We start from the raw sequence: 23,880 nt of genomic DNA, 5'->3' as shown, positions 1-23,880 counted from the left end.
GTCGATATGTTTTTCCATATTATTTATTGGAAAAAAAAATTGAGAGGGATAAATGGATAGTGAGAAAGATCTTAGATTTCATGAGAGTGAGCCTCGTGTTCATACGACAGCACGATTGCATGGTTGTAAATTGGGACGCTATGTAGAAATCAATGAACGCGTGGTTTTACGTTATGTAACAGTTGGAGATTTTTCTTATTTTGAGCGTAACAGTGAAGCAATTTATAGCGATATTGGACGCTTTTGTTCTATTGCCTCTCATGTTTGTGTGAATGCATTAGAACATCCTATAGAACGCCTTTCGATGCATAAAATAACTTATCGTCCTAACGAATATTTTCGCTATAAACCGTTAGATCGCTCTTTTCGTGAAAGACGTTGTGCAAAACGTGTGAGCATTGGGCATGATGTATGGATTGGACATGGCGCGATTATTATGCCGAGCGTAACCATTGGGCATGGCGCTGTCATTGGAGCGAACGCCGTTATAACAAAAAATGTTTTACCTTATACGATTGTTGCTGGTGTTCCTGCAAAGTGTTTGCGTATGCGTTTTTCAGATCATGTGATCCAGGAACTTTTGGAGATGGCATGGTGGAATTGGCCACTTGATAAAATTTATAACGCATTGCCTGATATGCAAACCCTTCCAATCGAGGATTTTATTCGAAAATGGAAAGAGAGCTTAACATAAAATGAAAAAACAGCTTTTTGTTTGGAAAGATTCCTTTGATATGCCGATACCTTATCACGCTTTGCTGACAAAATTGTCGAGGACACGCTTTTCCCCCGCTTTCTCAAAAACAATGGTCAATTTATGACCATCTATGGCTATGATATGACCATAACCAAACTTTATATGAAAAATCCGATCATTGATGACAAAATTGGAGGGTGCTTGAGAGACTGATTGGGTAATGACTTTTCCTTCAATATTTTTTTTGTGCGCTTTTGTTCCCGTGTGGAATAATCATTATAAAACGAACTATGGTGTTTAAAAGAAGAGTTGCCATAACCACCATAAGAGGTTCCCATTTTTATAACTTCTATATGTTCTTCTGGTAATTCTTCGAGAAAACGTGAGGGGTGTGTGGATTGCCAAAGTCCGTGAACTCTTCGATTAGAGACAAACCATATATGCAAATGTTTTTTTGCTCTCGTCAGCCCTACATAAGCTAATCGCCGTTCTTCTTCTAAACCCAAACGGCCGCCTTCATCTAATGAACGTTGGTGGGGGAAGAGACCTTCTTCCCAACCAGGAAGAAAAACTGTTTCAAATTCAAGCCCTTTGGCTGAATGAAGAGTCATGATGTTAACAGCATCAGTATTGTCATTTTTTTCAGCATCCATTACCAGTGCAACATGTTCTAAAAAGCTGTGAAGGCTTTCAAATTGTTCCATAGAGCGGACCATTTCTTTGAGATTTTCTAGCCGTGTTGGTGCTTCTGGTGAGCGATCTTCTAGCCACATCGTTGTGTAGCCTGATTCATCAAGAATTGTTTCGGTAAGTTCTTTATGGGGTGTGTATGGCAGCATATTTTGCCAGCGGCGAAAATCTTCGACAATATTTCGTAAGGCACTGCGTATCTTGGGCTTTAGCTCGTCCGTTTCAATGATTTCAGTAGCAGAAGCAAAGAGGGGAATAGAGCGTGCACGTGCACTCTCATAAAGAGTGCGTAAGGTTGCATCTCCTAAGCCGCGTCTAGGTGTATTAATAATGCGCTCAAAGGCTAAATCATCTGCTGGTTGGACCACAACACGTAAGTAAGCCATGGCATCACGTATTTCCATTCGTTCATAAAAGCGTGGACCACCAATGACACGGTAGTTAAGACCAAGAGTTACAAAGCGATCTTCAAATTCACGCATCTGAAATGATGCGCGCACTAATATTGCTATATGATTTAATGAATGACCGGCTTGTTGCGTTTGTTCAATTTCTTCTCCAATTGCACGTGCTTCCTCTCTTGAATCCCAGGATTCATGGACTTTTACCTTTCCTCCTTCGGTCGTTATTTGATCAGAAAAAAGTGTTTTTCCAAGTCTTTCTTGGTTATGGGAAATGAGATGAGAAGCTGTTTTGAGTATGTGTGATGTTGAACGATAATTGCGTTCTAAGCGAATAATTTTTGCAGAAGGAAAATCTTTCTCAAAACGTAATATATTTTCGACTTTAGCACCACGCCATCCGTAAATAGATTGGTCATCATCGCCAACACAACAAAGGTTGACAGGTTGTCCTTCTAGCTGTTGCGCCAAAAGACGAAGCCAAAGATATTGTGCTGTATTGGTGTCTTGATATTCATCAACAAGAATATAGCGAAATTCAGAATGATATCCGCGGAGAATATCTGGATTATGTTGGAAAAGAGAGAGTGAATGAAGAAGAAGGTCGCCAAAGTCACAGGCATTGAGACTTTTTAATCTTTCCTGGTAGCTATGGTAAAGTTTTCGCCCCATACCGTTGCCAAAGGCATAAGCATCTTTTTCTGAAAGATGTTCTGGTGAAAGCCCTTGGTTTTTCCAAGAATCAATCATTATAGAAAGGTTGCGTGCGGGCCAACGTTTATCATCTAATCCTTCAGCTTGAATAAGCTGTTTTAATAGTCGCAGGACATCATCGCTATCAAGAATTGTAAAGTTGTTTTTTAAGCCAACAAGTTCTGCGTGGCGGCGCAAAATTTTTGCTCCTGTGGAATGAAAAGTTCCAAGCCAAGGCATGCCTTCAACAATTTCTCCAATAAGCGTGCCAATACGCATTTTCATTTCGCGTGCTGCTTTGTTGGTGAAGGTTACAGCAAGTATTTGCTTAGGAGAGGCAAAACCAGAATGTAAAATGTGAGAAATGCGCGTCGTTAAAACACGCGTTTTTCCAGTACCAGCACCGGCAAGAACCAAAAGAGGCCCTTCTGTATTCATGACGGCTTGCCGCTGTTCTGGATTGAGTTGTTGCAAATAATCGCCATCACATTGCATTTTTTCTTTTACAGTGTGTGGAGTGGTTCTAGAGCTCTTTTTATTATGGAGAGAGGCGTCGTCTTCAAAAAAGGGTATGTTATTAAGAAAATTACTCATTGTATCTTTTGTGTAGTCTTTTTTTCATTTAAGCGCTAGAGCCAAAAAATATTTTCTTTAAAAAGCAATAGTTTTGGTTACGTAATAAGACAGAAATTTTAAAAACTAAAAACAAATATTACATGCGTTGGGTGAGAACGCTTTGAAGTGCATAAATGCGTAACGAAGCCGAAAGATTCACTTGCGGTGGTCTTTTGCTGTCAATATCGGTGATAATAAAGGCTAAAGATTGTCCTTTTTTTCGCGCTATAGCTTTGAGAATGTCTAAAAAAGGTTGTTCTAAAGATACGCTTGTTGCATGTCCATCAATTCGAACAGATATTTTTCGCAAAATTACTTTTGACCAATCGATGAAATAATCTTCATGCATGATTTTTATTCTTGGCGCTCTAAGTAATTTTGATCAAGAAATCTTTGCGTTTTCAAAGATTGTTTTTGTTCAAAAAGCTTTTCCGCTTTTGTTCGGCCAAAACGATAACGTTTTTCCTCTGCATGAAGAGCTTGTTTTGCACGCTTTTTCTGTTTTTGAAACTGACGAAGATTAATAAGTTTAGTCATGAGCAAGTTTTCGTTATTTTTTTCGAAAAGAATCTAAAGAGACAACATCAGCACTTTGCTTGATATCATTGTTTGAGGAATCCTCACTTGTGCTCGTTTTTTGTTCTTTTATCAGTGCGTGTTCTTTTTTTTGTTTGTCTGATAAAGCAAGAGGTGTGCTTGGAGCATTTTCTGAATTTTCACTTTCTCCAGAAACCAAGTTTGAAGGGAGGTCAAATGCTGCTTCAAATGCTGCTATAGGGTCATAAAATACCTGAATAGAAGTAAAGGGAATCACGAGTTTCTCGCTAATTTCTCTAAAAGACAGAGTAACTTCGAAGGCAGTTTCCGAAACACTTAAATCTCTAAACTGGTGTTGTAAGACGATTGTCATTTGCTCTGGATAGCGGCCTTTAAGCCGGGGAGAAATTTTTACGCCTGGAGCATTTGTCAAAAAGGTAATAAAAAAATGGTGGTTTCCCGGAAGACCTGCTTTAGAAACCTCCGATAAAACTTTACGGATAACCCCACGAAGCGCATCCTGAACGAGAATATCGTAGCGGATTTGATCTTGAATCATCGAAGTTTATTCCTTTTATTTCACATGGTAGATGAGTATGCGTGATATTGTGCAATAGAATGTCTTTTTAAGCTAGCAATATTTTGTCTCATATGCACTTAAATCAACGGAAAAAATAATATGAGATTTTATGATAAATAATATCTGGTAATATCTGGAAGATGAATTGGTGATATTTATAAAAGTGAAGGCTTCTGTTGCCAGGTGCCTTCGAACCCCGCTTAAACCTGCGACGGTTTAAGGCTTAATTTGAAGCATTCACACCACCTCAAGCGGCGAGACGTGCTTCCGCATAGTTGTCATTTGCAACTACTCATTTAGTCCGATAACGGTGGTACTATGCCGAGTAAAAGAGCAATCTTTACACTCTTGTCGATCCTATTTCGCCCCCACCAAAATATAATTTTCATTATATTTTGGTGGAGGCGCCGGGTACCGCCCCCGGGTCCAATAAGTTTATTTCATTGTCCATTTATTACCATAGCTGGCAAGCCAACCCCTTAAATATAGATGAAGAACAGTCTTTAGAAAAGGGGGGTTGTTAATATTTTAAATCCTCTAGTTATTTATGAAGCTATGTTATGCGGTTGTAAAGTACATCCGCTAATTTTTGGAGAGGAGATGGTGCACAATGACCAGTGATCTAGCAGATATTAAATTATATGACCAAAATCCCGATGAGGATGCAATAAAACGGCTGGGCCATCGCTTAGCTTTGGTGATGAAAAAGCAGGATGCATCGCTTGTTGCGACATCGGATCCAAAAGAGTTAGAGCGTGTTGAAAAATGGATTAAAGATGTATTGGGGGCGGATGAGAAAAGTGCTAAAACAGCTGTTGCGAAAGTTGCAGAAATGATGTCTGGAGATCGTAGAAAAAGTCGTATGACTTTTTATTATTTGGTAGCCAAGCAACTCAACGCGCTTGATAAAATTTAAACAATTTGCAACGAAATTTTGCTCGATCTCGATAATGATAAAAAAGCCCAAAATTCTTTGGGCTTTTTGTTTTGCAAAGAGGGGTTAGTTCATTTTGCCTTCTTGAAGATATCCTCCTTTACTCATATCGGGTATAAAGAGGGTGGCAATGAATGCAAAGATCATCACGACGGTTACGTAAAAGTAGAAGAATGATTCATGTCCCATATTTTTTAATCCAAGTGCTACATATTCGGCAGAACCACCAAGTAATGCATTACCAATAGCATGGGAGACACCAACGCCTAGTGCGCGTACTGAAGAAGGAAACATCGCTGATTTTACGACACCAGAGATGGATGTATACATGCTCATAATACACAATATTCCAAGAATGGTTGACAGCGCAATCCATGGATTATGTGTGTGACCGATTATGACAAGTCCAGGAATCGTAAAGAGAGTTGAGAGTGCACTCCAAAGGATAAGCAAATTCTTTGTCCCAATCTTATCCGCTAGGATACCAAATATGGGTTGGAGTAGTATGAAAATAAAGAGTGCCGCAGTCATTATCGTTGTTGCGGTATGTTTATCAAATCCGGTGGTGGTGATGAGATATTTTTGCATATAAGTTGTACAGGTGTAAAATGTTAGAGATCCTCCAGAGGCGAAGATAACAATGACAAAGAAGGCTTTTGTGTGTTTACTTAGAAGTTCTTTAAGACTCCCAGTTTGTTTCCTAGAACGGCTTTCTTTTGTGGTTGTTTCATGAAGCGAACGACGTAGATAAAGTGCAACTACTGCTGCTAGTCCACCAATCGCAAAAGGAATACGCCAGCCCCATGTTCTTAATTGGTCTTCTGTTAGATAAAGTGCCAAAATAAAGATAATAAAACTGGCTAAAAGTTGGCCAGTAATGAGTGTGCCAGATTGGAAAGAAGCAAAGAGACCACGATGATTTTTAAGGGAAATCTCGCTGATATAAGTTGCCGCTGTACCATATTCACCACCTGCTGAAAGTCCTTGCATCATTCGGATGAGGAGCAGAAGAATTACAGCAGTTCTCCCTAAAGTTTCATAAGTAGGAAGTACGGCAATGAGAAAAGACCCCACACACATCATAAGAATAGAGATAAGCATTGAGTTTTTGCGTCCATAACGATCAGCAATAAAGCCAAACAGCCAACTGCCAATTGGGCGCATAAGAAAACCAATAAAGAAGATTCCTGCTGTTTTTAAAAATTGGGTAACAATATCGCCATCTGAAGGAAAAAATTGTGGCGCAAAGTAAATCGATGTAAATGAGTAAGCGTAAAAATCATACCACTCTACCAAATTTCCTGATGCACTCGATATAATGGCGAAAATACGCTTTCTTGTATTATGTTGTATTAAAGTTGTTTCATTTTTCATGAAGTGCTCCCCTTTTAGATTTATAGTTTATATTTTTTTACGATTGTATCATCAAAATTCAATTGTTATAATAATAATTTTTTATGCAAGCTCTTTCAGAAGGCTTGTCGGGGGATATAAGCTTGCGTTTTTTGAGGATTGTGTTTTGTGGGGAGGGAGGTCATTACATCGAACATAAAAGCGACGTATGTTGCAAAATAGCTTCAAGCGAGATGAAATATTGGTCAAAAGAGTGCTTAAATCGCTGTTCTAAACTTTGCTAAGAGGATGTTTAGAGAGTGCAGAAAAGTTATATAACTTTTTATTATTTCGTCGTTGAGCAATTAAAGATATTTGATAAAATCTATATTATACAGAGTCTTATAAGGGTATTCTTTATCTTATAGATGAGAAGGGTATTTTTCTGTAGAGTGCGCTATAAGAAGTGAAAGATTTTATATTCGTTGTTGTTTTTATTGAATATTTGCATCTTCATGATAAAAAAGCCCAATTGTGTTTGGGCTTTTTTATTGTGCGTAGAAAACTTAAAGAATTTCATCCTCTTTAAGATATCCTCCTTTATCTATATCTGGCATTAAGAGAATTGAGATGAGTGCAATGATCATCATACCAATTATATAAAAAGAAAAGACAGTTTCATATCCCATAGTTTTTAGCCCAAATGCTACATATTCAGCTGAACCACCAAAGAGTGCATTACCGATGGCAAAAGCAAATCCAACGCCGATTGCTCGGATTGAAGCAGGGAATAGTTCTGCTTTTATGATCCCAGCAATAGAGGTATAAAGACTCATAATACAAAGCATTGCAATGATGATTAAAAGTGCAACCCATGGATTGTGCGCATTACCAATCGTTTTAAGCACGGGAATTGTGCAAATAATTGATAAGCTACTCCAACTGATGAGCGAAGCTCTTGCTCCAATTTTATCGGCTAGAAAACCAAAGAGGGGTTGGAGCAACACAAAAATAAAAAGTGCAGCGGTCATTATTGTTGTTGCAGTTTGTTTATCAAATCCGGTGGTTGTGATCAGATATTTTTGCATGTAAGTGGTGTATGTATAAAATGTGAGCGAACCTCCCGCGGTAAAGCCGATAACCAGAAAGAAAGCCTTTTTGTGGTTGCGTAAAAGCTCTTTTATACTACCGGCATGTTGTTGAGAGCGGCTTTCTTTGGTGGTTGTTTCATGAAGCGAACGACGCAGATAAAATGCAACGATTGCTGCTATCCCACCAATCACAAAGGGAATGCGCCATCCCCATGCTTTTAACTGATCTTCAGTGAGATAAAGTGATAAAGCAAATATAATAAAGCTGGCAATAAGTTGTCCTGAGATCGTTGTCGCATATTGGAAGGAAGCAAGGAGCCCGCGACGATTTTTGAGAGAAACTTCACTCATATAAGTTGCTGTTGTACCGTATTCACCGCCAACTGAAAGCCCTTGAAACATACGGATTAAAAGTAATAGGAATGCGGCTGTTATTCCCCAAGTTTCATAAGTGGGAAGTATAGCAATAAGAAAAGAGCCACAACACATCATAAAAACCGAAATAAGCATTGAGCGTTTGCGTCCATAACGATCAGCAATAAAGCCGAAGAGCCATGCTCCAATTGGGCGCATAAGAAAACCAATAAAAAAGATTCCGGCGACTTTTAATAGTTGTGTAACGGTATCATTATCTGAAGGAAAAAATTGTGATGCAAAATAAATCGACGTAAATGAGTAAGCGTAAAAATCATACCATTCTACCAGATTCCCTGAAGCGCTGGATATGATAGCAAAGATACGTTTTCTTGTATCATGTGGTGCTAAAGTTGTTTCATTTTTCATGAAGTATTCCCCTTTTAATTCTTTTATTTTTTCTCTTTAAAGTTGTTTACAGTTTAAGTTACAAAAATTCAATTATAATAATTCTTTTTTGAAAGATGTTTGAGTTGCTTTATGAGAGGTATCTTTTTATAAAATTTTGCGTTTTTCTTTTTTGTGTTAAAATAAAAGCAACGGTAATACTTACACGAAGGTGTTTCTTGAATTTTTATTGCTTGTTTAACAAGGGCACGGCTTGTTTAGGTTGAAAAGGTAGTGAAAGAGGAGGTGAGCTTATGTTCACAAATACGATTTAATTTATAGGTTATGTGTTCCGTTTGGGGAAGAGGGAACTTGTATTTTTTCTTAAAATTAGTTGCCTTGTTGACTTTTTAGGAGAGAATATAAAAATGGTATGCTTAAAGAATGTATATTTCTTTATAATCAATAGCTTTGTCAAAAATATTTTTTTCTTTAATTCTAACAAAAGCTTTTGTTATTAAGTTTTGACGGATGTTATCTTTATTGATAAGGCGGCTTTGAAGTTTAATTAAGAAAACTATTGTTGTATTTTGTTTTTCAATTTTTCTTTACAAAGAGAGCATCATTGTTTGTTAGGTCATAGTTTGTTGTTTATCGACAAATATAGGGTGCCTGTAATATGCTTTATATTGAAATGATTACACATGGAGCAATGAACGTGTGTTTTCTTAGATGGTTCTTGCTATGCATAAAATGTTATAGTCCACCTTCTTGACAGCTGGAGACGTCGTTCCTTCTTTGTTAAAATTTTTTTGCTGTAAAAAACACTTTTAAAGGGGAGAGGTGTGCTTTTTTCATAAGAAGAAGTCACTTCTAGCAAAGAGATTATTATTGAAAAAGCTTCTGTTAGCTTTGATTTTGATAAAAAACGGATGCTTTTTGAAATATATCAAATAAATTTTAAAGGTAATAAAATGAGGATAATGAGGAAATAATGCACTTATAGTAAAGTGAGATGGTTTTTCAAAGCTTATGCTAGAGTGGGAAGAGTTACTTGTTTTTCTTATTGAGTAAATATGTATAACATTTTGTAAATATTCAATTTTCTATATGAGTTTTGTAATAAAAAAAGCTCAAAAAATTGAGCTTTTTTGTTTAATTTCATAGAAAGATTTAATGGATATCATCATTTTGAAGATATCCCCCTTTGCGGGCATCGGGCATTAAGAGAATAGCAATGAATGCAATAACCATCATGCCAGTTATATAAAAATAGAAGACAGTTTCATACCCAAGATCTTTTAATTCAAGTGCTACGTATTCAGCGGAACCGCCGAATAGTGCATTGGCAATAGCATAAGAGAGTCCAACGCCTATTGCTCGTACTGAAGCAGGAAATGTTTCTGATTTTACAATACCAGCGATGGATGTATAAAAACTCATAATGCATAGCATTCCTGTGATAACTGATAGAGCGACCCATGTATTATCGGTGTTACCAATCACATGAAGCCCAGGTATTGTAAAGATAATAGATAAAATACTCCAAATAAGGAGCGATGTTCTTGTTCCAATTTTATCAGCCAGAAAACCAAATGCAGGTTGGATTAACATAAACACAAAGAGTGCAGCGGTCATTAAAGTGGTAGCGGTGTGTTTATTAAATCCGGTAGTCGTTATGAGATATTTTTGCATATAGGTTGTATATGTATAAAATGTAAGTGATCCTCCAGCGGTAAAACCAATAACGAGAAAAAAAGCTTTACAATGGTTGGATAAAAGCTCTACAATGCTACCGGCTTCTTTATTGGAACGACTTTCTTTGGTGGTTGTTTCGTGGAGTGTGCGGCGTAAATAAATTGCAACAATTGCTCCAAGTCCACCAATGGCAAAAGGAATACGCCATCCCCACGCTTTTAACTGATCTTCTGTGAGATACAACGCTAGAATGAATATCACAAGACTGGCGAGAAGTTGACCACCAATCAGTGTGGTATATTGGAAAGAGCTAAAAAAGCCACGACGATTTTTAAGGGCGATTTCACTCATATAGGTTGCTGTTGTACCGTATTCACCACCGACAGAAAGTCCCTGAAGCATTCTGAGTAAAAGTAAAAATAATCCTGCGGTTGCTCCTATAGTTTCATAGGTAGGAAGTAAGGCGATTAAGAACGACCCACCGCACATCATAAAAACGGAAATAAGCATGGAGTGTTTACGTCCATAACGATCGGCAATGAAACCAAAAAGCCATCCACCGATTGGGCGCATAAGAAAACCAATAGCAAAGACGCTAGCAGCTTTTAAAAGTTGCATAACGACATTGCCGTCAGAGGGAAAGAATTGTGATGCAAAGTAAATGGATGTAAAAGAATAAACATAAAAGTCGTACCATTCTACTAGATTTCCTGATGCACTAGACACAATAGCTCGGATACGTTTCCTTGTATCGTGTAGCGCTAAAGTTTTTTCATTCTCCATAAGTCTATCCCTTTGTTATCTTCATATCATCTATTCCCCCTGCTATTTACTCTTGTAAGATTTGTCTATAATATTCTGCCTTTTGCGTCAAAAATTTAATCGAAATGTAGGAATTTCTTGTGTAAAATACTCTAGAAGAGAAATTTAAAGAAATCTAAATGGTATTTTTATGAATTTTGCAATTTCCATTTTCTATAATTGACAGAATCGTCCATAATGCTCGTATGAAAACCTATCTTGATCTTTTATCTCATGTTTTAGAGCAGGGTTTTGACCGTACTGATCGAACCGGTGTTGGAACGCGATCGGTTTTTGGTTATCAGATGCGATTTGATTTACAGCTTGGATTCCCATTGTTGACAACAAAAAAGTTGCATTTGCGTTCAATCATTTATGAGCTTTTATGGTTTCTTAAAGGCGATACAAATATCGCGTGGTTGAAGGAACATGGCGTGTCAATTTGGGATGAATGGGCGGATGAGAAAGGGGATCTTGGTCCTGTTTATGGTTATCAGTGGCGCTCTTGGCCAACGCCTGATGGACAACACATTGATCAGATCAATCATCTTTTGGCTATGATTAGAGAAACACCGGATTCTCGTCGCTTAATTGTATCAGCATGGAATCCGGCATTGATAGAGGAAATGGCTCTCCCACCGTGTCATTGTCTTTTCCAATTTTACGTTGCTGATGGTAAATTATCTTGCCAGCTTTATCAACGTTCAGCAGATATTTTTTTAGGTCTTCCATTCAATATTGCTTCTTATGCGTTGTTAACGATGATGATTGCACAAGTATGTGGGCTTAAAATAGGTGATTTTGTTCATACTCTAGGTGATGCGCACCTTTATTCTAATCATTTTGAACAGGCCCGATCTCAATTGTCTCGGATACCCAATGCTTTGCCGTCTATGCGGATCAATCCGGAAGTAACAGATCTTTTTTCTTTTAAATTTGAGGATTTTGAATTGCTTAATTATGAAGCACAGCCACATATCAAGGCACCGGTAGCAGTATGACTTTGTCAATTTGTTTAATTGCAGCTGTTGCAGAAAATGGTGTTATCGGTCGTGAAGGGGCTATGCCTTGGCGTTTATCAACAGATTTGCAACGCTTTAAAGCTTTGACTTTTGGTAAGCCCATTATTATGGGGAGAAAAACTTGGGATTCTCTTGGACGTCCTTTACCGGGGCGTACAAATATCGTTATTACGCGCAATCCTGCTTTCATAGCGGAAGGTGCTATTATTACACACTCTTTATCTCAGGCTTGTTCTGTTGCAAAAAGAGAGACTTTTCAAAATGGTGCAGAGGAAATTTTTATTATTGGTGGTGGTGAAATCTTTCAACAGGGATTATATATTGCTGATAAAATATTCCTTACAGAAGTCTTAGCTTCTATTGAAGGGGATAGTTTTTTTCCTGTTTTGAATAAAGAAGAGTGGACGATTGTGCAAACACAATGTATCTCAGAAGGAGATAAAGACAGCCACGCAACACGTTTTGTAGTTTATAAGCGGAAATAATTGTTTATAATTAAGTGGGAAGAACCTATCAGTTATGTTGTAATCAGATAACAGCCATCCTATAAGATTTAAGTAAATGGTTGGTATTTAGTGAATGGTTTTTAGTTAAGAGGTGATAATGCCCTGGACAAATCAAAATGGTGGTGGCCCGTGGAGTGGCGATAAAAATAAACATGGTGGTGACAAAAAAACATCTGCTAAGAATCTCTTTGGTTCTGGTGGCAACAGCGGTGGTGACAATGGTCCCAGTCTTGATGATATTTTGCGTAAAGGGCAAAATCAGCTTAAACACTTTGGTGGAGCTGGTCTCTGGACGATATTCCTTCTGCTTGTTGTGTTTTTTTTGCTGTATCAGTCACTTTATATTGTTCAGCAAAATGAGCAAGCTGTAGAATTGCGTTTTGGTGTTCCTAAAGCAGGAATTATCGGTGATGGTTTGCATTTTCACTTTTGGCCAATTGAGACTTATATGAAAGTGCCTTTAACGGAAAAAACAATCGCCATTGGTGGTCAGTCTGGTCAGGCACAACAGAGTGAAGGTTTGATGCTTTCAAGTGATCAGAATATTGTGAATGTTAATTTTTCTGTTTATTATCGGATTGCATATCCTAGTCAGTTTTTATTCAATGTAAATGATCAAGAAGGGACTGTTCGTCAGGTTGCTGAGAGCGCAATGCGTGAAGTTATTGGTTCAAGACCTGTTGATGATGTGTTACGTGATAAAAAAGAAGAAGTTGCCGATGATGTGAGAAAAATTATCCAGTTGACCGTGGATAAATATCAACTTGGTGTTGAAATAAGTCGTGTATCGATCAGTGAGGCTGCTCCTCCTACCAAGGTTGCGGCGGCGTTTAATTCTGTTCAGCAGGCAGAGCAAGAACGTGGACGAATGATTGAAGAAGGAAATCGTGTGCGTTTTACAAAAATTGGTTTAGCGAATGGTGAAGCTTCACGCACACGGGAAATCGCAAAGGGTGAAAAGGCGCAAATGGTTGAAGAGGCAAGAGGACGCGCTGAGCGTTTTCAAGCTATCGTTCGTGAGGCTGAAATGTCTCCTGAGGCTACCCGTTATCGTCTTTATATGGAGACAATGGGGCGTATTCTTTCTTCACCAAATAAATTGGTTCTTGATCAAATCAATTCTCCAGTGATGCCTTATTTGCCTCTAAACGAATTGCTGCGCAATCATTCATCAGAAAACGCAAAAAAAGCCTCATTGCGTTCTACGTCGCTTTTGGATTCTCGCATTTTGGAAGGACGCTAATTATGCAGCAGTCTCGTTTCTTGTTTATTTTTAGTACTATCGTCTTTCTTTTGATGGTTCTATGGATGTCCGTTTTTATTGTCTATCCTCGTCAACAAATAGCCATTAAGCGTTTTGGGCAAATTGTAAAGGTAGAATCTGACCCTGGAATCTATTTAAAAGTGCCCTTTGTGGATAAGATGATTGTTGTTGATAATCGGTTGTTACGTTACGATGTTCCAACACAATCTGTACAGGTAAGAGGAGGCGCTTATTACGAAGTAGATGCATTCTTTATTTATCGTATTATGGATCCTAAGCTGTTTTTACAGCGTATTGCTTCAGGGCGTCCGCAAATTGCGGCGCGTGAAAATCTTGCTCCGCGTTTTATTGATGCTTTGCGGGCTGTTTATGGTAAGAGAGAATTTAGGGCGGCTTTATCAGATGAAAGGGGGGCAATGATGGCTGAGGTTCAGCGGCAGTTTTCTGTCGATGCAGGCTCGTTGGGGATTACTATTGTTGATGTGCGTATTCGCAAAACGGATTTGACCGATGCTGTTTCAGAAGATGTTTATCGCCAAATGGCAGCTGAACGTGAAGCTGTAGCGGAAAATATTCGTGCCCGTGGCCAGCAGGAACGAGATCGTATTGTGGCAGAAGCCAATCGTGAATATGAAGAGATTGTAGCAGCCGCAAAACGTGATGCTGAAATTACCCGTGGGGAAGGCCAAGCTGAAAGTATTCGCCTTTTACTGAATGCAAGAAAAACGAATCCATCCTTTTACGATTTTTGGTTAGCAATGGAGCAATATAAGAATTTGGAACGCATTCCAATGGTGATTTCACCAAAGGAGGATTTCTTTTTCTATTTTCGTAATCCACAGCAAGAAAAGAAAAAAGTTCCATCAGCAATGAATACGAGTCTCGGTAAAACTGAACCAAAATTCGTGGGAGAGTAGATGCAATAATCAACTTTAGACGCGATTTAATGTAAGAAGTGTGCTTTGTGGTTGTTTTTTTTATGATGAGAATGGTAGAATGTTGAGCTAGGCGCATTTTGAATAGATAAGTTGAATAAGGCTCTTTGCAGCATTTTTTTTAAGGCATATTATGGGTAGAAATGTCGTAGGTAAAAATACGCCTTTGAGGTTCTTTATTACAAGAGTTGTTTTTTGTGTGGCTTTGTTTTTATTCTCATCAAGCAGCTTGTCTTGGGGGGATGAGATAAAAAACACACCTCTTTCTGTTCCTGATTTGGCTGCTGAGCTCTTGGAGACGGTTGTGAATATTTCCATAGCACAAACCGTTGATGGAACTGAACAAGATGAGCATACTTCCGTGCCTACTATACCAAAAGATTCATTGTTGGAAGAATATTTTAGTGATTTTTTTACCCCCAAAGATGGTCAAAAAGATAGCCAGTTTCAAAAAGTACGTTCTTTGGGATCTGGTTTTGTGATTGATGCACAAAGAGGGCTTATTGTTACAAATTATCACGTTATTGTTGATGCCGATGATATTGAAGTTAATTTTACCGATGGTACAAAATTAAAAGCAAAATTGCTTGGAAAGGATAGCAAAACGGATTTGGCAATTCTTCAGGTGGATGCAGGAAGAAAAAAATTGAAAGCTGTACGTTTTGGCGATTCAGAAAAAGCCCGTATTGGGGATTGGGTTATGGCTATCGGGAACCCCTATGGTTTTGGTGGAAGTGTGACTGTTGGTATTATTTCAGCACGCAATCGTGATCTTAATGCGGGTCCTTATGATAATTTTATTCAAACAGATGCAGCAATTAACCGAGGAAATTCTGGAGGCCCGTTATTTGATAGGAATGGTAAGGTTATTGGTATTAATACAGCAATTATTTCACCTTCTGGTGGGTCGATCGGTATTGGTTTTGCTATACCATCAGAGATGGCTCTTTCGGTTATCAATCAATTGCGTGATTTTGGAGAAATGAGGCGTGGTTGGTTGGCTCTTCGTATTCAACCGGTAACAGACGATATTGCGAAGAGCTTGAAGCTAGAAAAAGCTGTTGGGGCATTGGTTGCTGGTAAAATAGAACATGCTGATGTTGATAATAGCCAGTTGCAGACTGGAGATGTTATTCTTTACTTTGGCAATGCAAAAATTAAGTATGCGCGTGATTTGCCGCGTTTAGTAGCGGAAAGTCCGGAAGGAAAAGTGGTGGATGTTACTGTTTTGCGAGATGGACAGGAACAAAGAGTAAAAGTTAAACTTGGCCGTTTGATTGAGACAGATGCCAATGAAAATGCAATAGAAGAGTCTGATAATGATAAAAGTGATGCTGTATCGAAAAGTGTGACAATGCATTTTATGGGAATGACATTATCTGAGCTTACAACAGATTTGCGTCATCGCTATTCAATTACAGATAAGCTTCGAGGATTGGTGGTGACATCTGTTGTACAAAATAGTGCGGCAGATAAAAAACGTATTCGCATTGGTGAAGTGATTGTCGATATCAATCAAAGTGCTGTTACAACAATTGATGAGGTTAAAAAACGTCTTCATAAATTACGTGAAGCTGGGCGTAAAAATGCCCTCTTTCTTGTTGCTCGGCCAGATGGAGAATTGCGGCTTGTAACAATTCCAATGGATTAATTGTTTTGAGGACTGAGATTTCTATGTTTGTCTCTCATTATTTTCCGTTTTTGTTATCATTCTTAAATTGTACGATAGGGTCGAGTTTGCATGCTTCAGTTTTTAAATAGCAATTATTCTGAGAGAGTAAGATGAGAATTCGTCATTTATGGGTATCACTGTATTTTGCTTTGTGGTGGGTGGAAGAGTAACGGTTGTAGAGGGAATCTTGAAGAAGTAATTTACAAGTTTCTTATTATAAAACAGCATATTATTCGTTTTTTTATAAAAATATAAAGCTATTTAATTTATATGCGTTAAGTTTAAATATTCTGTTTTATAGATTGCAAAAAATATATTTGTTTATGATGGTTATCTGAAAAGAATTTTTGTGATCTTGCTTTGTTATTGAATAATAATAGAAAAAAATTTTGCTATTGTTATTGCATTCATTTTTTATTTTTTAAATGAAACAGAGTTATCATAGGCGTTTTCATTGTGTTCCTTATAAAGGTTTTGCTTGTCTTTTTGTTTGAACTATTCACCCTATGACAATAGAAATGCAATACAGGGGGAAATGAAATACAGAAGCTTTGGAATTGGGTATGCGTATTGCTACAAGGTGTCGATTGATGAATGAGGAATTGCCATTCATGATACAGAGAACGATTACATTGATAGCGGGACCAACTGCAAGTGGAAAGTCAGCACTTGCTTTACAAATGGCTCAAGAAAAAAATGCTTTTATCATTAATACGGATTCAATGCAGGTTTATGATGTTTTAAATATTCTAACAGCACGTCCGACGAAGGCTGATACTGCACTTGTTCCACATTATCTCTATGGTTATGTGAATCCTTCTCTGCATTATTCAGTAGGGCAATGGTTGGATGATGTTAAAAAATTATTGATAACATTTCCATCAAGGTCACTTATTTTTGTTGGTGGAACAGGGCTTTATTTTCGTGCTCTTTTAGAAGGAATTGCAGAAATTCCTTCTATTCCGCAAGTTCTACGGCAAAAATGGCGATTTCGACTTGATCAAGAGGGGGCTGAAAGTCTTTATCATCAGTTATTGCAAGTTGATGCTGTTCTTGCTGAGAAAATTTCTTCGCAAGATGGTCAACGTATTGTTCGTGCCTTAGAAGTTTATGAAGCAACAGGTAAGAGGCTAAGTTGGTGGCAAAGGCAAAAAACGCTTCCTCTGATTTTGTCAGATTGTGCAGAAAAAATTCTTCTCATTCCTTCACGTGAATTGCTTTATGAACATATTCATAAGCGGCTGGATTTTATGATTGAAAGGGGTGCTTTAGAAGAAGTGTCTGCCGTGAAAAGGCTTCAACTTTCTCCTTTGTTACCAGCGATGAAAGCGATTGGTATAGCTGAATTTATTGCTTATTTGGATGGATATAAAAGCTTCGATAATGCTCTTGAAAGCGTGAAAACACAAACGAGGAGGTATGCAAAAAGGCAAATGACATGGTTTCGTAATCAATTTGATAAAGAATGGAGACTGATTTCTTGATAAAAGAGTTGAGAAGTTTAAAAAGTCATTAAAAAATTCTTTATAAAGAGATTTTTTTAGGGAATATAATTTTTTGTTGACGAATGCTCTTAATAGAATTAGAAGCTTCCCTATAGGAAATGTTTTTCTTATATGTTTGTGCATAGGAATAAGGAGGGGGGTCATACAATATATGTTTTTTTGTGTGTAATGGGCTCCTTTGGGGTCTTTTTTTTATGGGCTCCTCTAGGGGCTTTTTTTTATTATACTATCAAGTAGGCGAGTGGGAAAAATGACAAATCATCCAAGAATGCAAAAGAGTGCGGACGGAAAAATAATGTCGGGTGCCGAAATGGTGGTTCAAGCTCTTATTGATCATGGGGTTAAACATCTTTTTGGTTATCCTGGTGGCGCTGTTCTTCCTATTTTTGATGTTCTTTATCAACAAGATAAAGTTCGGCATATTCTGGTCCGTCATGAACAAGCAGCAGGTCATGCTGCTGAAGGTTATGCACGAAGCACAGGGAAGGTTGGCGTTATGCTTGTAACCTCTGGACCAGGTGCAACAAATGCCGTGACACCTTTACAAGATGCCCTCATGGATTCCATTCCACTTGTTTGTTTTTCAGGTCAGGTATCGACAACCGTCATTGGAACAAATGCTTTTCAAGAGGCCGATACGGTTGGTATTACAAAACCGTGTACGAAATATAATTGTTTGGTTAAAGATGTAAATGATCTTGCGGAAATTATTCATAAAGCTTTTTCTATTGCGCAATCAGGGCGTCCAGGACCAGTTTTGATTGATATTCCTAAGGATGTTCAATTCGCTTCAGGTCTTTATAGAGCACCTCAAGTTACGAGTGTTATGCATTCTTATCAACAGTTGAAAGAGAAGGCTATCGAAAATGCTGTTTCTCTTTTAGCAGAAGCAAAACGCCCTGTTATTTATACTGGTGGTGGCGTTATTTCATCGGGAACAAAAGCTGTACAGCATCTGCGTGAATTGGTTCATCTAGGAGATTTTCCAATCACTTCAACGCTTATGGGACTTGGTGCTTATCCTGCTTCTGATAAAAATTGGCTTGGAATGCTTGGAATGCATGGAACGTATGAAGCTAATATGGCCATGCATGATTGTGATGTTATGTTAGCGATTGGGGCACGCTTTGATGATCGTATCACTGGGCGACTTGATGCATTTGCACCCCATGCACGTATTATTCATATTGATATTGATCCTTCTTCTATCAATAAGATCGTAAAAGTAGAAGTTCCACTTGTTGGCGATGTGGCGCATATTTTAGAAGAGATCAATCGACGTTTGCATATGCACAAACCAACATTTAAAAGTGAAAGCCGTGATCAATGGTGGAGGCAAATTCATGGCTGGAAAGCGCGTAATTCATTGGCATATGCTGAGAGAAAAGATGCCATTATGCCACAATATGCTCTTGAAAGGCTTTATGCCTTTAGCAAAGATGCAAATGCTTACATCACAACAGATGTTGGACAACATCAGATGTGGGCGGCTCAGTATTATCGCTTTGATGAACCAAAACATTGGATGACTTCTGGTGGTCTTGGAACAATGGGGTATGGTCTTCCTGCTGCTATTGGTGTTCAAATTGCACATCCTGATGCTCTTGTTGTCTGTATTTCTGGTGATGCTTCCATTCAGATGAATATTCAAGAGCTGGCAACAGCAATGCAGCATAATACGCCAGTGAAAATTTTTATTTTAAATAATCAATATATGGGTATGGTTCGCCAATGGCAGCAATTGTTGCATGGCAATCGCCTTTCTCACTCTTATACAGAATCTATGCCTGACTTTGTAAAATTAGCGCAATCTTATGGAGCGGTTGGTCTTTGTTGTTCAAAACCGGATGAACTTGATGATAAAATTCAGCAAATGATTGCTTGTGATAAGCCTGTTCTCTTCGATTGTCGTGTTTATAATTTAGAAAATTGTTTTCCCATGATCCCATCTGGATGTGCACATAATGATATGCTGTTGCCTGATGAGGCTAATGATGAAGCCATTGCAAATGCTATTTCTGTTGATGGTCATATTCTCGTATAAAATGAATATTTAATCAAAGAGTGAAGGATGGTGATGATGAAGTCTTTAGAGACTTCATCTCTGTCTCTTCTTTGTGGAGAGTTCCTATTATCCTGCAAGCGCATTTTATGATTTTCATTCTTTGTTTAAAGATATGGGGTGTCTTATTATTTGTTCATCTGAAGGATGTTATACGTCGTGTGCCCAATGATGTTTGAATTTATTTGTACATAATGTTTATTTTTTAATTCATATGTTCACATTAAGAACTATTTCGTTGCATTTTTTAGATAAGACATTGAATTATCGGTTATAAATTAATGATGTTGTCTCCTATATGAAAGATTCCATCGTGCAAGAAAAAAGCTACCGTTTGAAAGAGGCAACCATGCAAACCATCATGCCTATGAAAACAATAGAAACGTTTGTCAGTATGTTTTGGTTTTGCATGATGAAATGACTCCAAATTGTTCTTTCAAGGGCTTGATAGGGGAGGCCCTTTAGCGGCTTGAAAGGAAGGGCAAAAATAACAAAGATCAAATGCAGCCATAGAAAATCAATTGGCCACCATAGCTTAAATCAGGTAGTAACCTCACCTGATTATGCGGGAGAAATCTCTACATATGAGATGTGTAGTTAAGATAGATAAACCAGAATAATATTCAACATCATATCATTATCAGGACATTAACATTGAAAATCAAATACGCTTTTTTTTAATTTGTTCTACATATCGATGATTCCATAAATCTGCTGAGACAAATACTCTTTGAATCCACCGCATTGGATTTTCATAACTATCAAATGATCCAAAAAAATTTATCCCTAGAGTGTAGAGTCATTCTGTTATCAATGTATAGTAATTGTCCTGGTTGTCCATCAATTCCAAAAGATACGGCTTTAATAGCTTCATAAAAATGATCTAGAGCTTCCTTGGCTTTTTTTGACTGTGGTTCTAACATGCCCGGATAAAAAACAGCGCTGATATCTGGGAATTCACCGCTCTCTTGAACTAGCGGCACTTTACTTGTAGAGGCTACCCCATTTTTTCTCTATCTATAGAGAACATTAATGATATATAAATTATCCCTTAAGCTACGCAAATCCTCGTTACTTAAAAGTTTTAAAACGAGACGTGCATCAGATATTCTCGTTGACAGATCATTAACATCATTGCGAACACCAGATAAAAATATCCCTTTAGGAGATAAATTGAAACCCCTTATCAATTTTAGCGCAGCATTTTCTCTATGAAAATCTCACGCAACTTCAAATTTTAATCCTGTATAATCTTTTTTATTATCCTTTAAAGGAACCAAGTTATTTACCCTATGTTTGCCTGCAAACTGAATTGAATAAGGCTCTCCATTCAATAAAGAAAACATCATCATTAAATTTTCGCTAATATAGCCACTTTTATAAGACGCATCTAAATTATAAGGATGAGGTGACGTATTAATTTGTCTATCAATTGGAAAGTTTTCAAAGATTAAATATGGTTTCGGGGTAATAGACACCTTTTGATTCATAAGAATTGTCAATATTCTTTGTGGTAGCAGCGAAAATGCTCTTTTTTAGCTCAACCGAATATTCAATACCACCATATGGATCATAAATAACATGGTTTAAAGCCTCCCAAAGTTTGTCTCTTTCGACATTGCTCAACTCAAAAGTATTTTCATTGATCCTTATAATTTCCTTCCCAATTATCTTTCCTTATTTTTTTATTAAGAAAAGTGAAAAAACAATCATTAAAATTAAAATCAGCCATGTTAGTAAATAAGTGTCTGTAAAATCTTGGATTAATCCAAATAATGGTGGAGCTGTAATAATTACGATTTGATTTACAGACATTGCTAAACCCAGAGAAAAGCCCCCCCTTTCTTTCGGCGAAGAGTCTACAATATAAGCAACCCATGGGCTATACCATCCTAGTCCAAAAAAACCTAACCAAGCAGATAAAATAGTGAGATAAATTATCGATCCACTCATGCCCAAAATTAATATTAAAAATCCAAAAACGACTGCAATCATGCAAAACAAAACAGGGAAAAATCGTCCTTTTCTACAGTGATCACTCCACGCCGCTAAGATAATTCTTCCTAAGGCACCAGAAGCCTGTGAAACAAAAAAAAATAAGCACTTTTATCCAAAGACAGGTGATAGATTCTATAAAAATAAATCGTGATAAAAATGGTTAAAACATATTAAACTATCACAAGGGAAACGCCTGAAAAAATAATATTCTTCATATGCGGCGCAGCCAACATTGCAAGACGAGACCTTACATTTGCATAGAACGAAACTCTTACCTTGCTTTCTGGGACGATAGCTACAACTTTTGCTGGTGAGTGATAAAAAATAATAAAGATACATCCACCTAAAAAAGAAACTATGGCACTGACCAAAAATGCACCTTGTGTGCCATAGACAAGTGCACTAGCAGGCAGAACTATCCCAGCTAATGCCCCACCTAAGGGGAGTCCCGCTTGCCTTATTCCCATTGCAAATCCGCGCTGCGATTGTGGAAACCATAAAGAAACAGATTTAGCATCACCAGGTTGAGCAGAACTATAAAATCCCCCTACAATGAGCAAACAAACCAAAAGGGAAATATAGTTATCTGCGATTGCTCCCAACAAAAGAGCGACAGAAACGCCGACTGCGCCAACACCAACAATATAGCGTTCGTTAAACTTGTCTAGTAATTCGCCAGCTATAAGTAACCCAATAATAGGTAGAAACTGTGCTGCTGAAGACAGCAAACCTATCTGAGAGTCACTCAGCGAGAGATCCTTTTTAAAAAATCAGCTAAAGGACCAATTCCTTGAACAAAAAAGTAGGCCGATGCTTGAGCGATAGTGGCAACAAACAATACAATCCATCGATAATAATTTTTTTCTATAAATTTATTATTGCTCACTATGCCCCCTCCAACTAAAGTCTATTCCAATGAAGTAGCTTTTTTTTAATAACGATTGCAACAATTAAATGAGGTATTTTTATGCTGATTACATAAAAATCTGTCAATATGGATTGGTATGAATATGAAAGCTAAGGAATATGCTTAATTTAAGGAAATAAGCTATTATGTGTAGTGCAAACTTGGTATGCTCGCGATATAAGATAAATTTTACAAATATTGGCTCATCCGGCATTAAGCGCTTTTCATAAAAGACGCTATATTTTGGCAAGATTTTTCAATATAATTCTCAAAGCTTTCTCCAGTCACATAACCTAGATGCGGTGTGCAAAGAGTTCTCTCTGATTGCAGTCATTTTCTTTTAGATACTGGTACTGGCTCGCTGTCATAAATATTCAGTGCAAAGTAAGTTAAATTTTCCAAACTTAGTATTTTTTCTATTGCCCCTTTTTCAACCAAAACTGGACGCGCTGTGTTGACAAAAATAGCATGAGGTTTCATGCTCAGTAGATCATCTCATTGAATGATTTTTTTGGTTTTATCGGCTTAAATGTAAATGTACCGATATAATGTCAGGATGTGTAAAAAATGCATCTTTTAAATGCATAAAATGATAGCTTCAATTTTTTGCTTGTTGCGTTGAATGTTCGTTCTCATAAACCAAAATAGACATGCCAAAAGCTTGGGCATATTGAGCAGCCATTTTACCAATACACTCAAACCTGAAGTTTCCTAGAGTAACCCTTTTCATTTGGTTGCCAAATGTTGTTTTCTATCGTCCTTGTTTCATATCAGACACAGATTTACAGAGTTTTCTGTGCGCAGACATAATGAAGAGCCAGGCAAACTTCACCAGCAGAAGTTGGATCCCCACCACTGTCTCATATTTCAATTCCTAAGTCTCTACAAGCCTCTCTATCAATATGTGAACCTATAGGGCCTGTTTGACAGATTAATTTTAAATTTGGCAGTTTCAGGAGAAGATTTCTATCAACTACAGTCCGTTCTCTGATTAAGATAAGGATATCTATCTCTTTGAGTTTATCTTCTAAATCATATTCTTTTGCTAAATTATTGATAATCAGCACTTTATACGATTTCATTAATTTTGTAAGAGATTGTCATGTTAGGGTGGCTTTTTGGTAGTCATTTGGAATGAATATTTTTAATTTAAACCTCGCATTTCATTTATCAATATTGGAGCACATTATTTCATTGCT

At 37.5% G+C, this 23,880-nt stretch carries 21 protein-coding genes, 1 other RNA gene and 1 pseudogene; 9 read left to right on the top strand and 14 right to left on the bottom strand.

Features of this window, described 5'->3' with window-relative positions:
* Positions 1 to 52 precede the first annotated feature (52 nt).
* Complete coding sequence (locus tag NMK50_RS06560; RefSeq protein ID WP_254769808.1) at positions 53 to 694, top strand: DapH/DapD/GlmU-related protein; 642 nt, start codon at positions 53 to 55, stop codon at positions 692 to 694.
* Between the two features lie 54 nt (positions 695 to 748).
* Here NMK50_RS06560 and NMK50_RS06555 read toward each other — a convergent pair.
* The 5 genes and pseudogenes from NMK50_RS06555 to ssrA all read right to left on the bottom strand — a co-directional run bounded on the left by NMK50_RS06555 (position 749) and on the right by ssrA (position 4,728).
* Positions 749 to 3,075, bottom strand: a pseudogene (locus NMK50_RS06555) (ATP-dependent helicase).
* Positions 3,076 to 3,193: 118 nt separating this feature from the next.
* The gene (locus tag NMK50_RS06550) at positions 3,194 to 3,445 is read right to left on the bottom strand and encodes a ribbon-helix-helix domain-containing protein (protein WP_254769807.1); all 252 of its coding nucleotides are present in this window, start codon (positions 3,443 to 3,445) and stop codon (positions 3,194 to 3,196) included.
* Between the two features lie 5 nt (positions 3,446 to 3,450).
* On the bottom strand, positions 3,451 to 3,633 hold the full coding sequence (locus tag NMK50_RS06545) for a DUF4169 family protein (protein WP_254769806.1): 183 nt from the start codon (positions 3,631 to 3,633) through the stop codon (positions 3,451 to 3,453).
* A gap of 13 nt (positions 3,634 to 3,646) precedes the next feature.
* Positions 3,647 to 4,192: an SspB family protein gene (locus tag NMK50_RS06540; RefSeq protein ID WP_254769805.1), complete on the bottom strand. Its 546-nt coding sequence runs from the start codon at positions 4,190 to 4,192 to the stop codon at positions 3,647 to 3,649.
* 183 nt (positions 4,193 to 4,375) lie between these two features.
* Positions 4,376 to 4,728: a transfer-messenger RNA gene (ssrA, locus tag NMK50_RS06535) on the bottom strand.
* Between the two features lie 95 nt (positions 4,729 to 4,823).
* On the opposite strand from ssrA, the gene NMK50_RS06530 reads away from it, so the two are divergent.
* Positions 4,824 to 5,129, top strand: a complete 306-nt coding sequence (locus NMK50_RS06530; protein WP_254769804.1) for a DUF2853 family protein — start codon at positions 4,824 to 4,826, stop codon at positions 5,127 to 5,129.
* 84 nt (positions 5,130 to 5,213) lie between these two features.
* Here NMK50_RS06530 and NMK50_RS06525 read toward each other — a convergent pair whose 3' ends face one another.
* From NMK50_RS06525 to NMK50_RS06515, 3 genes are all read right to left on the bottom strand, one after another.
* Entirely contained in the window at positions 5,214 to 6,521 is a 1,308-nt protein-coding gene (locus NMK50_RS06525; protein WP_254769803.1) for an MFS family transporter, read from the bottom strand.
* Positions 6,522 to 7,045: 524 nt separating this feature from the next.
* Entirely contained in the window at positions 7,046 to 8,353 is a 1,308-nt protein-coding gene (locus tag NMK50_RS06520) for an MFS family transporter (protein WP_254769802.1), read from the bottom strand.
* A gap of 1,131 nt (positions 8,354 to 9,484) precedes the next feature.
* On the bottom strand, positions 9,485 to 10,792 hold the full coding sequence (locus NMK50_RS06515) for an MFS family transporter (RefSeq protein WP_254769801.1): 1,308 nt from the start codon (positions 10,790 to 10,792) through the stop codon (positions 9,485 to 9,487).
* Positions 10,793 to 11,016: 224 nt separating this feature from the next.
* Between NMK50_RS06515 and NMK50_RS06510 the strand changes: the two genes are divergently transcribed.
* The 7 genes from NMK50_RS06510 to NMK50_RS06480 all read left to right on the top strand — a co-directional run bounded on the left by NMK50_RS06510 (position 11,017) and on the right by NMK50_RS06480 (position 19,758).
* Positions 11,017 to 11,811, top strand: coding sequence for a thymidylate synthase (locus tag NMK50_RS06510; RefSeq protein WP_254769800.1), 795 nt, complete (start codon positions 11,017 to 11,019; stop codon positions 11,809 to 11,811).
* On the top strand, positions 11,808 to 12,317 hold the full coding sequence (locus tag NMK50_RS06505; RefSeq protein ID WP_254769799.1) for a dihydrofolate reductase: 510 nt from the start codon (positions 11,808 to 11,810) through the stop codon (positions 12,315 to 12,317). Before NMK50_RS06510 ends, NMK50_RS06505 begins: the two co-directional genes overlap by 4 nt.
* 118 nt (positions 12,318 to 12,435) lie before the next feature.
* Positions 12,436 to 13,581 carry an FtsH protease activity modulator HflK gene (gene hflK, locus NMK50_RS06500; RefSeq protein ID WP_254769798.1) on the top strand — a complete coding sequence of 382 codons (1,146 nt, stop codon included), beginning with the start codon at positions 12,436 to 12,438 and terminating at the stop codon, positions 13,579 to 13,581.
* Between the two features lie 2 nt (positions 13,582 to 13,583).
* Entirely contained in the window at positions 13,584 to 14,519 is a 936-nt protein-coding gene (gene hflC / locus NMK50_RS06495; RefSeq protein WP_254769797.1) for a protease modulator HflC, read from the top strand.
* 151 nt (positions 14,520 to 14,670) lie between these two features.
* Positions 14,671 to 16,188: a Do family serine endopeptidase gene (locus tag NMK50_RS06490; RefSeq protein WP_254769796.1), complete on the top strand. Its 1,518-nt coding sequence runs from the start codon at positions 14,671 to 14,673 to the stop codon at positions 16,186 to 16,188.
* Positions 16,189 to 16,820: 632 nt separating this feature from the next.
* Complete coding sequence (miaA, locus tag NMK50_RS06485) at positions 16,821 to 17,693, top strand: tRNA (adenosine(37)-N6)-dimethylallyltransferase MiaA (protein WP_254771205.1); 873 nt, start codon at positions 16,821 to 16,823, stop codon at positions 17,691 to 17,693.
* Between the two features lie 271 nt (positions 17,694 to 17,964).
* On the top strand, positions 17,965 to 19,758 hold the full coding sequence (locus tag NMK50_RS06480) for an acetolactate synthase 3 large subunit (RefSeq protein WP_254769795.1): 1,794 nt from the start codon (positions 17,965 to 17,967) through the stop codon (positions 19,756 to 19,758).
* A gap of 779 nt (positions 19,759 to 20,537) precedes the next feature.
* On the opposite strand, the gene NMK50_RS06475 is transcribed toward NMK50_RS06480, so the two are convergent.
* From NMK50_RS06475 to NMK50_RS06450, 6 genes are all read right to left on the bottom strand, one after another.
* Positions 20,538 to 20,699 carry a TauD/TfdA family dioxygenase gene (locus tag NMK50_RS06475; RefSeq protein ID WP_254771204.1) on the bottom strand — a complete coding sequence of 54 codons (162 nt, stop codon included), beginning with the start codon at positions 20,697 to 20,699 and terminating at the stop codon, positions 20,538 to 20,540.
* A gap of 297 nt (positions 20,700 to 20,996) precedes the next feature.
* Positions 20,997 to 21,266, bottom strand: coding sequence for a hypothetical protein (locus NMK50_RS06470; RefSeq protein WP_254769794.1), 270 nt, complete (start codon positions 21,264 to 21,266; stop codon positions 20,997 to 20,999).
* 187 nt (positions 21,267 to 21,453) lie between these two features.
* Entirely contained in the window at positions 21,454 to 21,831 is a 378-nt protein-coding gene (locus tag NMK50_RS06465; protein WP_374112215.1) for an MFS transporter, read from the bottom strand.
* Positions 21,832 to 21,944: 113 nt separating this feature from the next.
* On the bottom strand, positions 21,945 to 22,502 hold the full coding sequence (locus NMK50_RS06460) for an MFS transporter (protein WP_254769792.1): 558 nt from the start codon (positions 22,500 to 22,502) through the stop codon (positions 21,945 to 21,947).
* 509 nt (positions 22,503 to 23,011) lie between these two features.
* On the bottom strand, positions 23,012 to 23,161 hold the full coding sequence (locus tag NMK50_RS06455; RefSeq protein WP_254769791.1) for an NAD(P)-dependent oxidoreductase: 150 nt from the start codon (positions 23,159 to 23,161) through the stop codon (positions 23,012 to 23,014).
* Positions 23,162 to 23,541: 380 nt separating this feature from the next.
* Positions 23,542 to 23,748, bottom strand: a complete 207-nt coding sequence (locus NMK50_RS06450) for a Rossmann-fold NAD(P)-binding domain-containing protein (RefSeq protein ID WP_254769790.1) — start codon at positions 23,746 to 23,748, stop codon at positions 23,542 to 23,544.
* Positions 23,749 to 23,880 lie beyond the last annotated feature (132 nt).

The sequence above is a fragment of the Bartonella harrusi genome, assembly GCF_024297065.1.
Classification (GTDB): Bacteria; Pseudomonadota; Alphaproteobacteria; order Rhizobiales; family Rhizobiaceae; genus Bartonella; species Bartonella harrusi.
The sequence above is the reverse complement of the archived record's forward strand: the minus strand, read 5'-3'. Positions and strand labels throughout refer to the sequence as shown.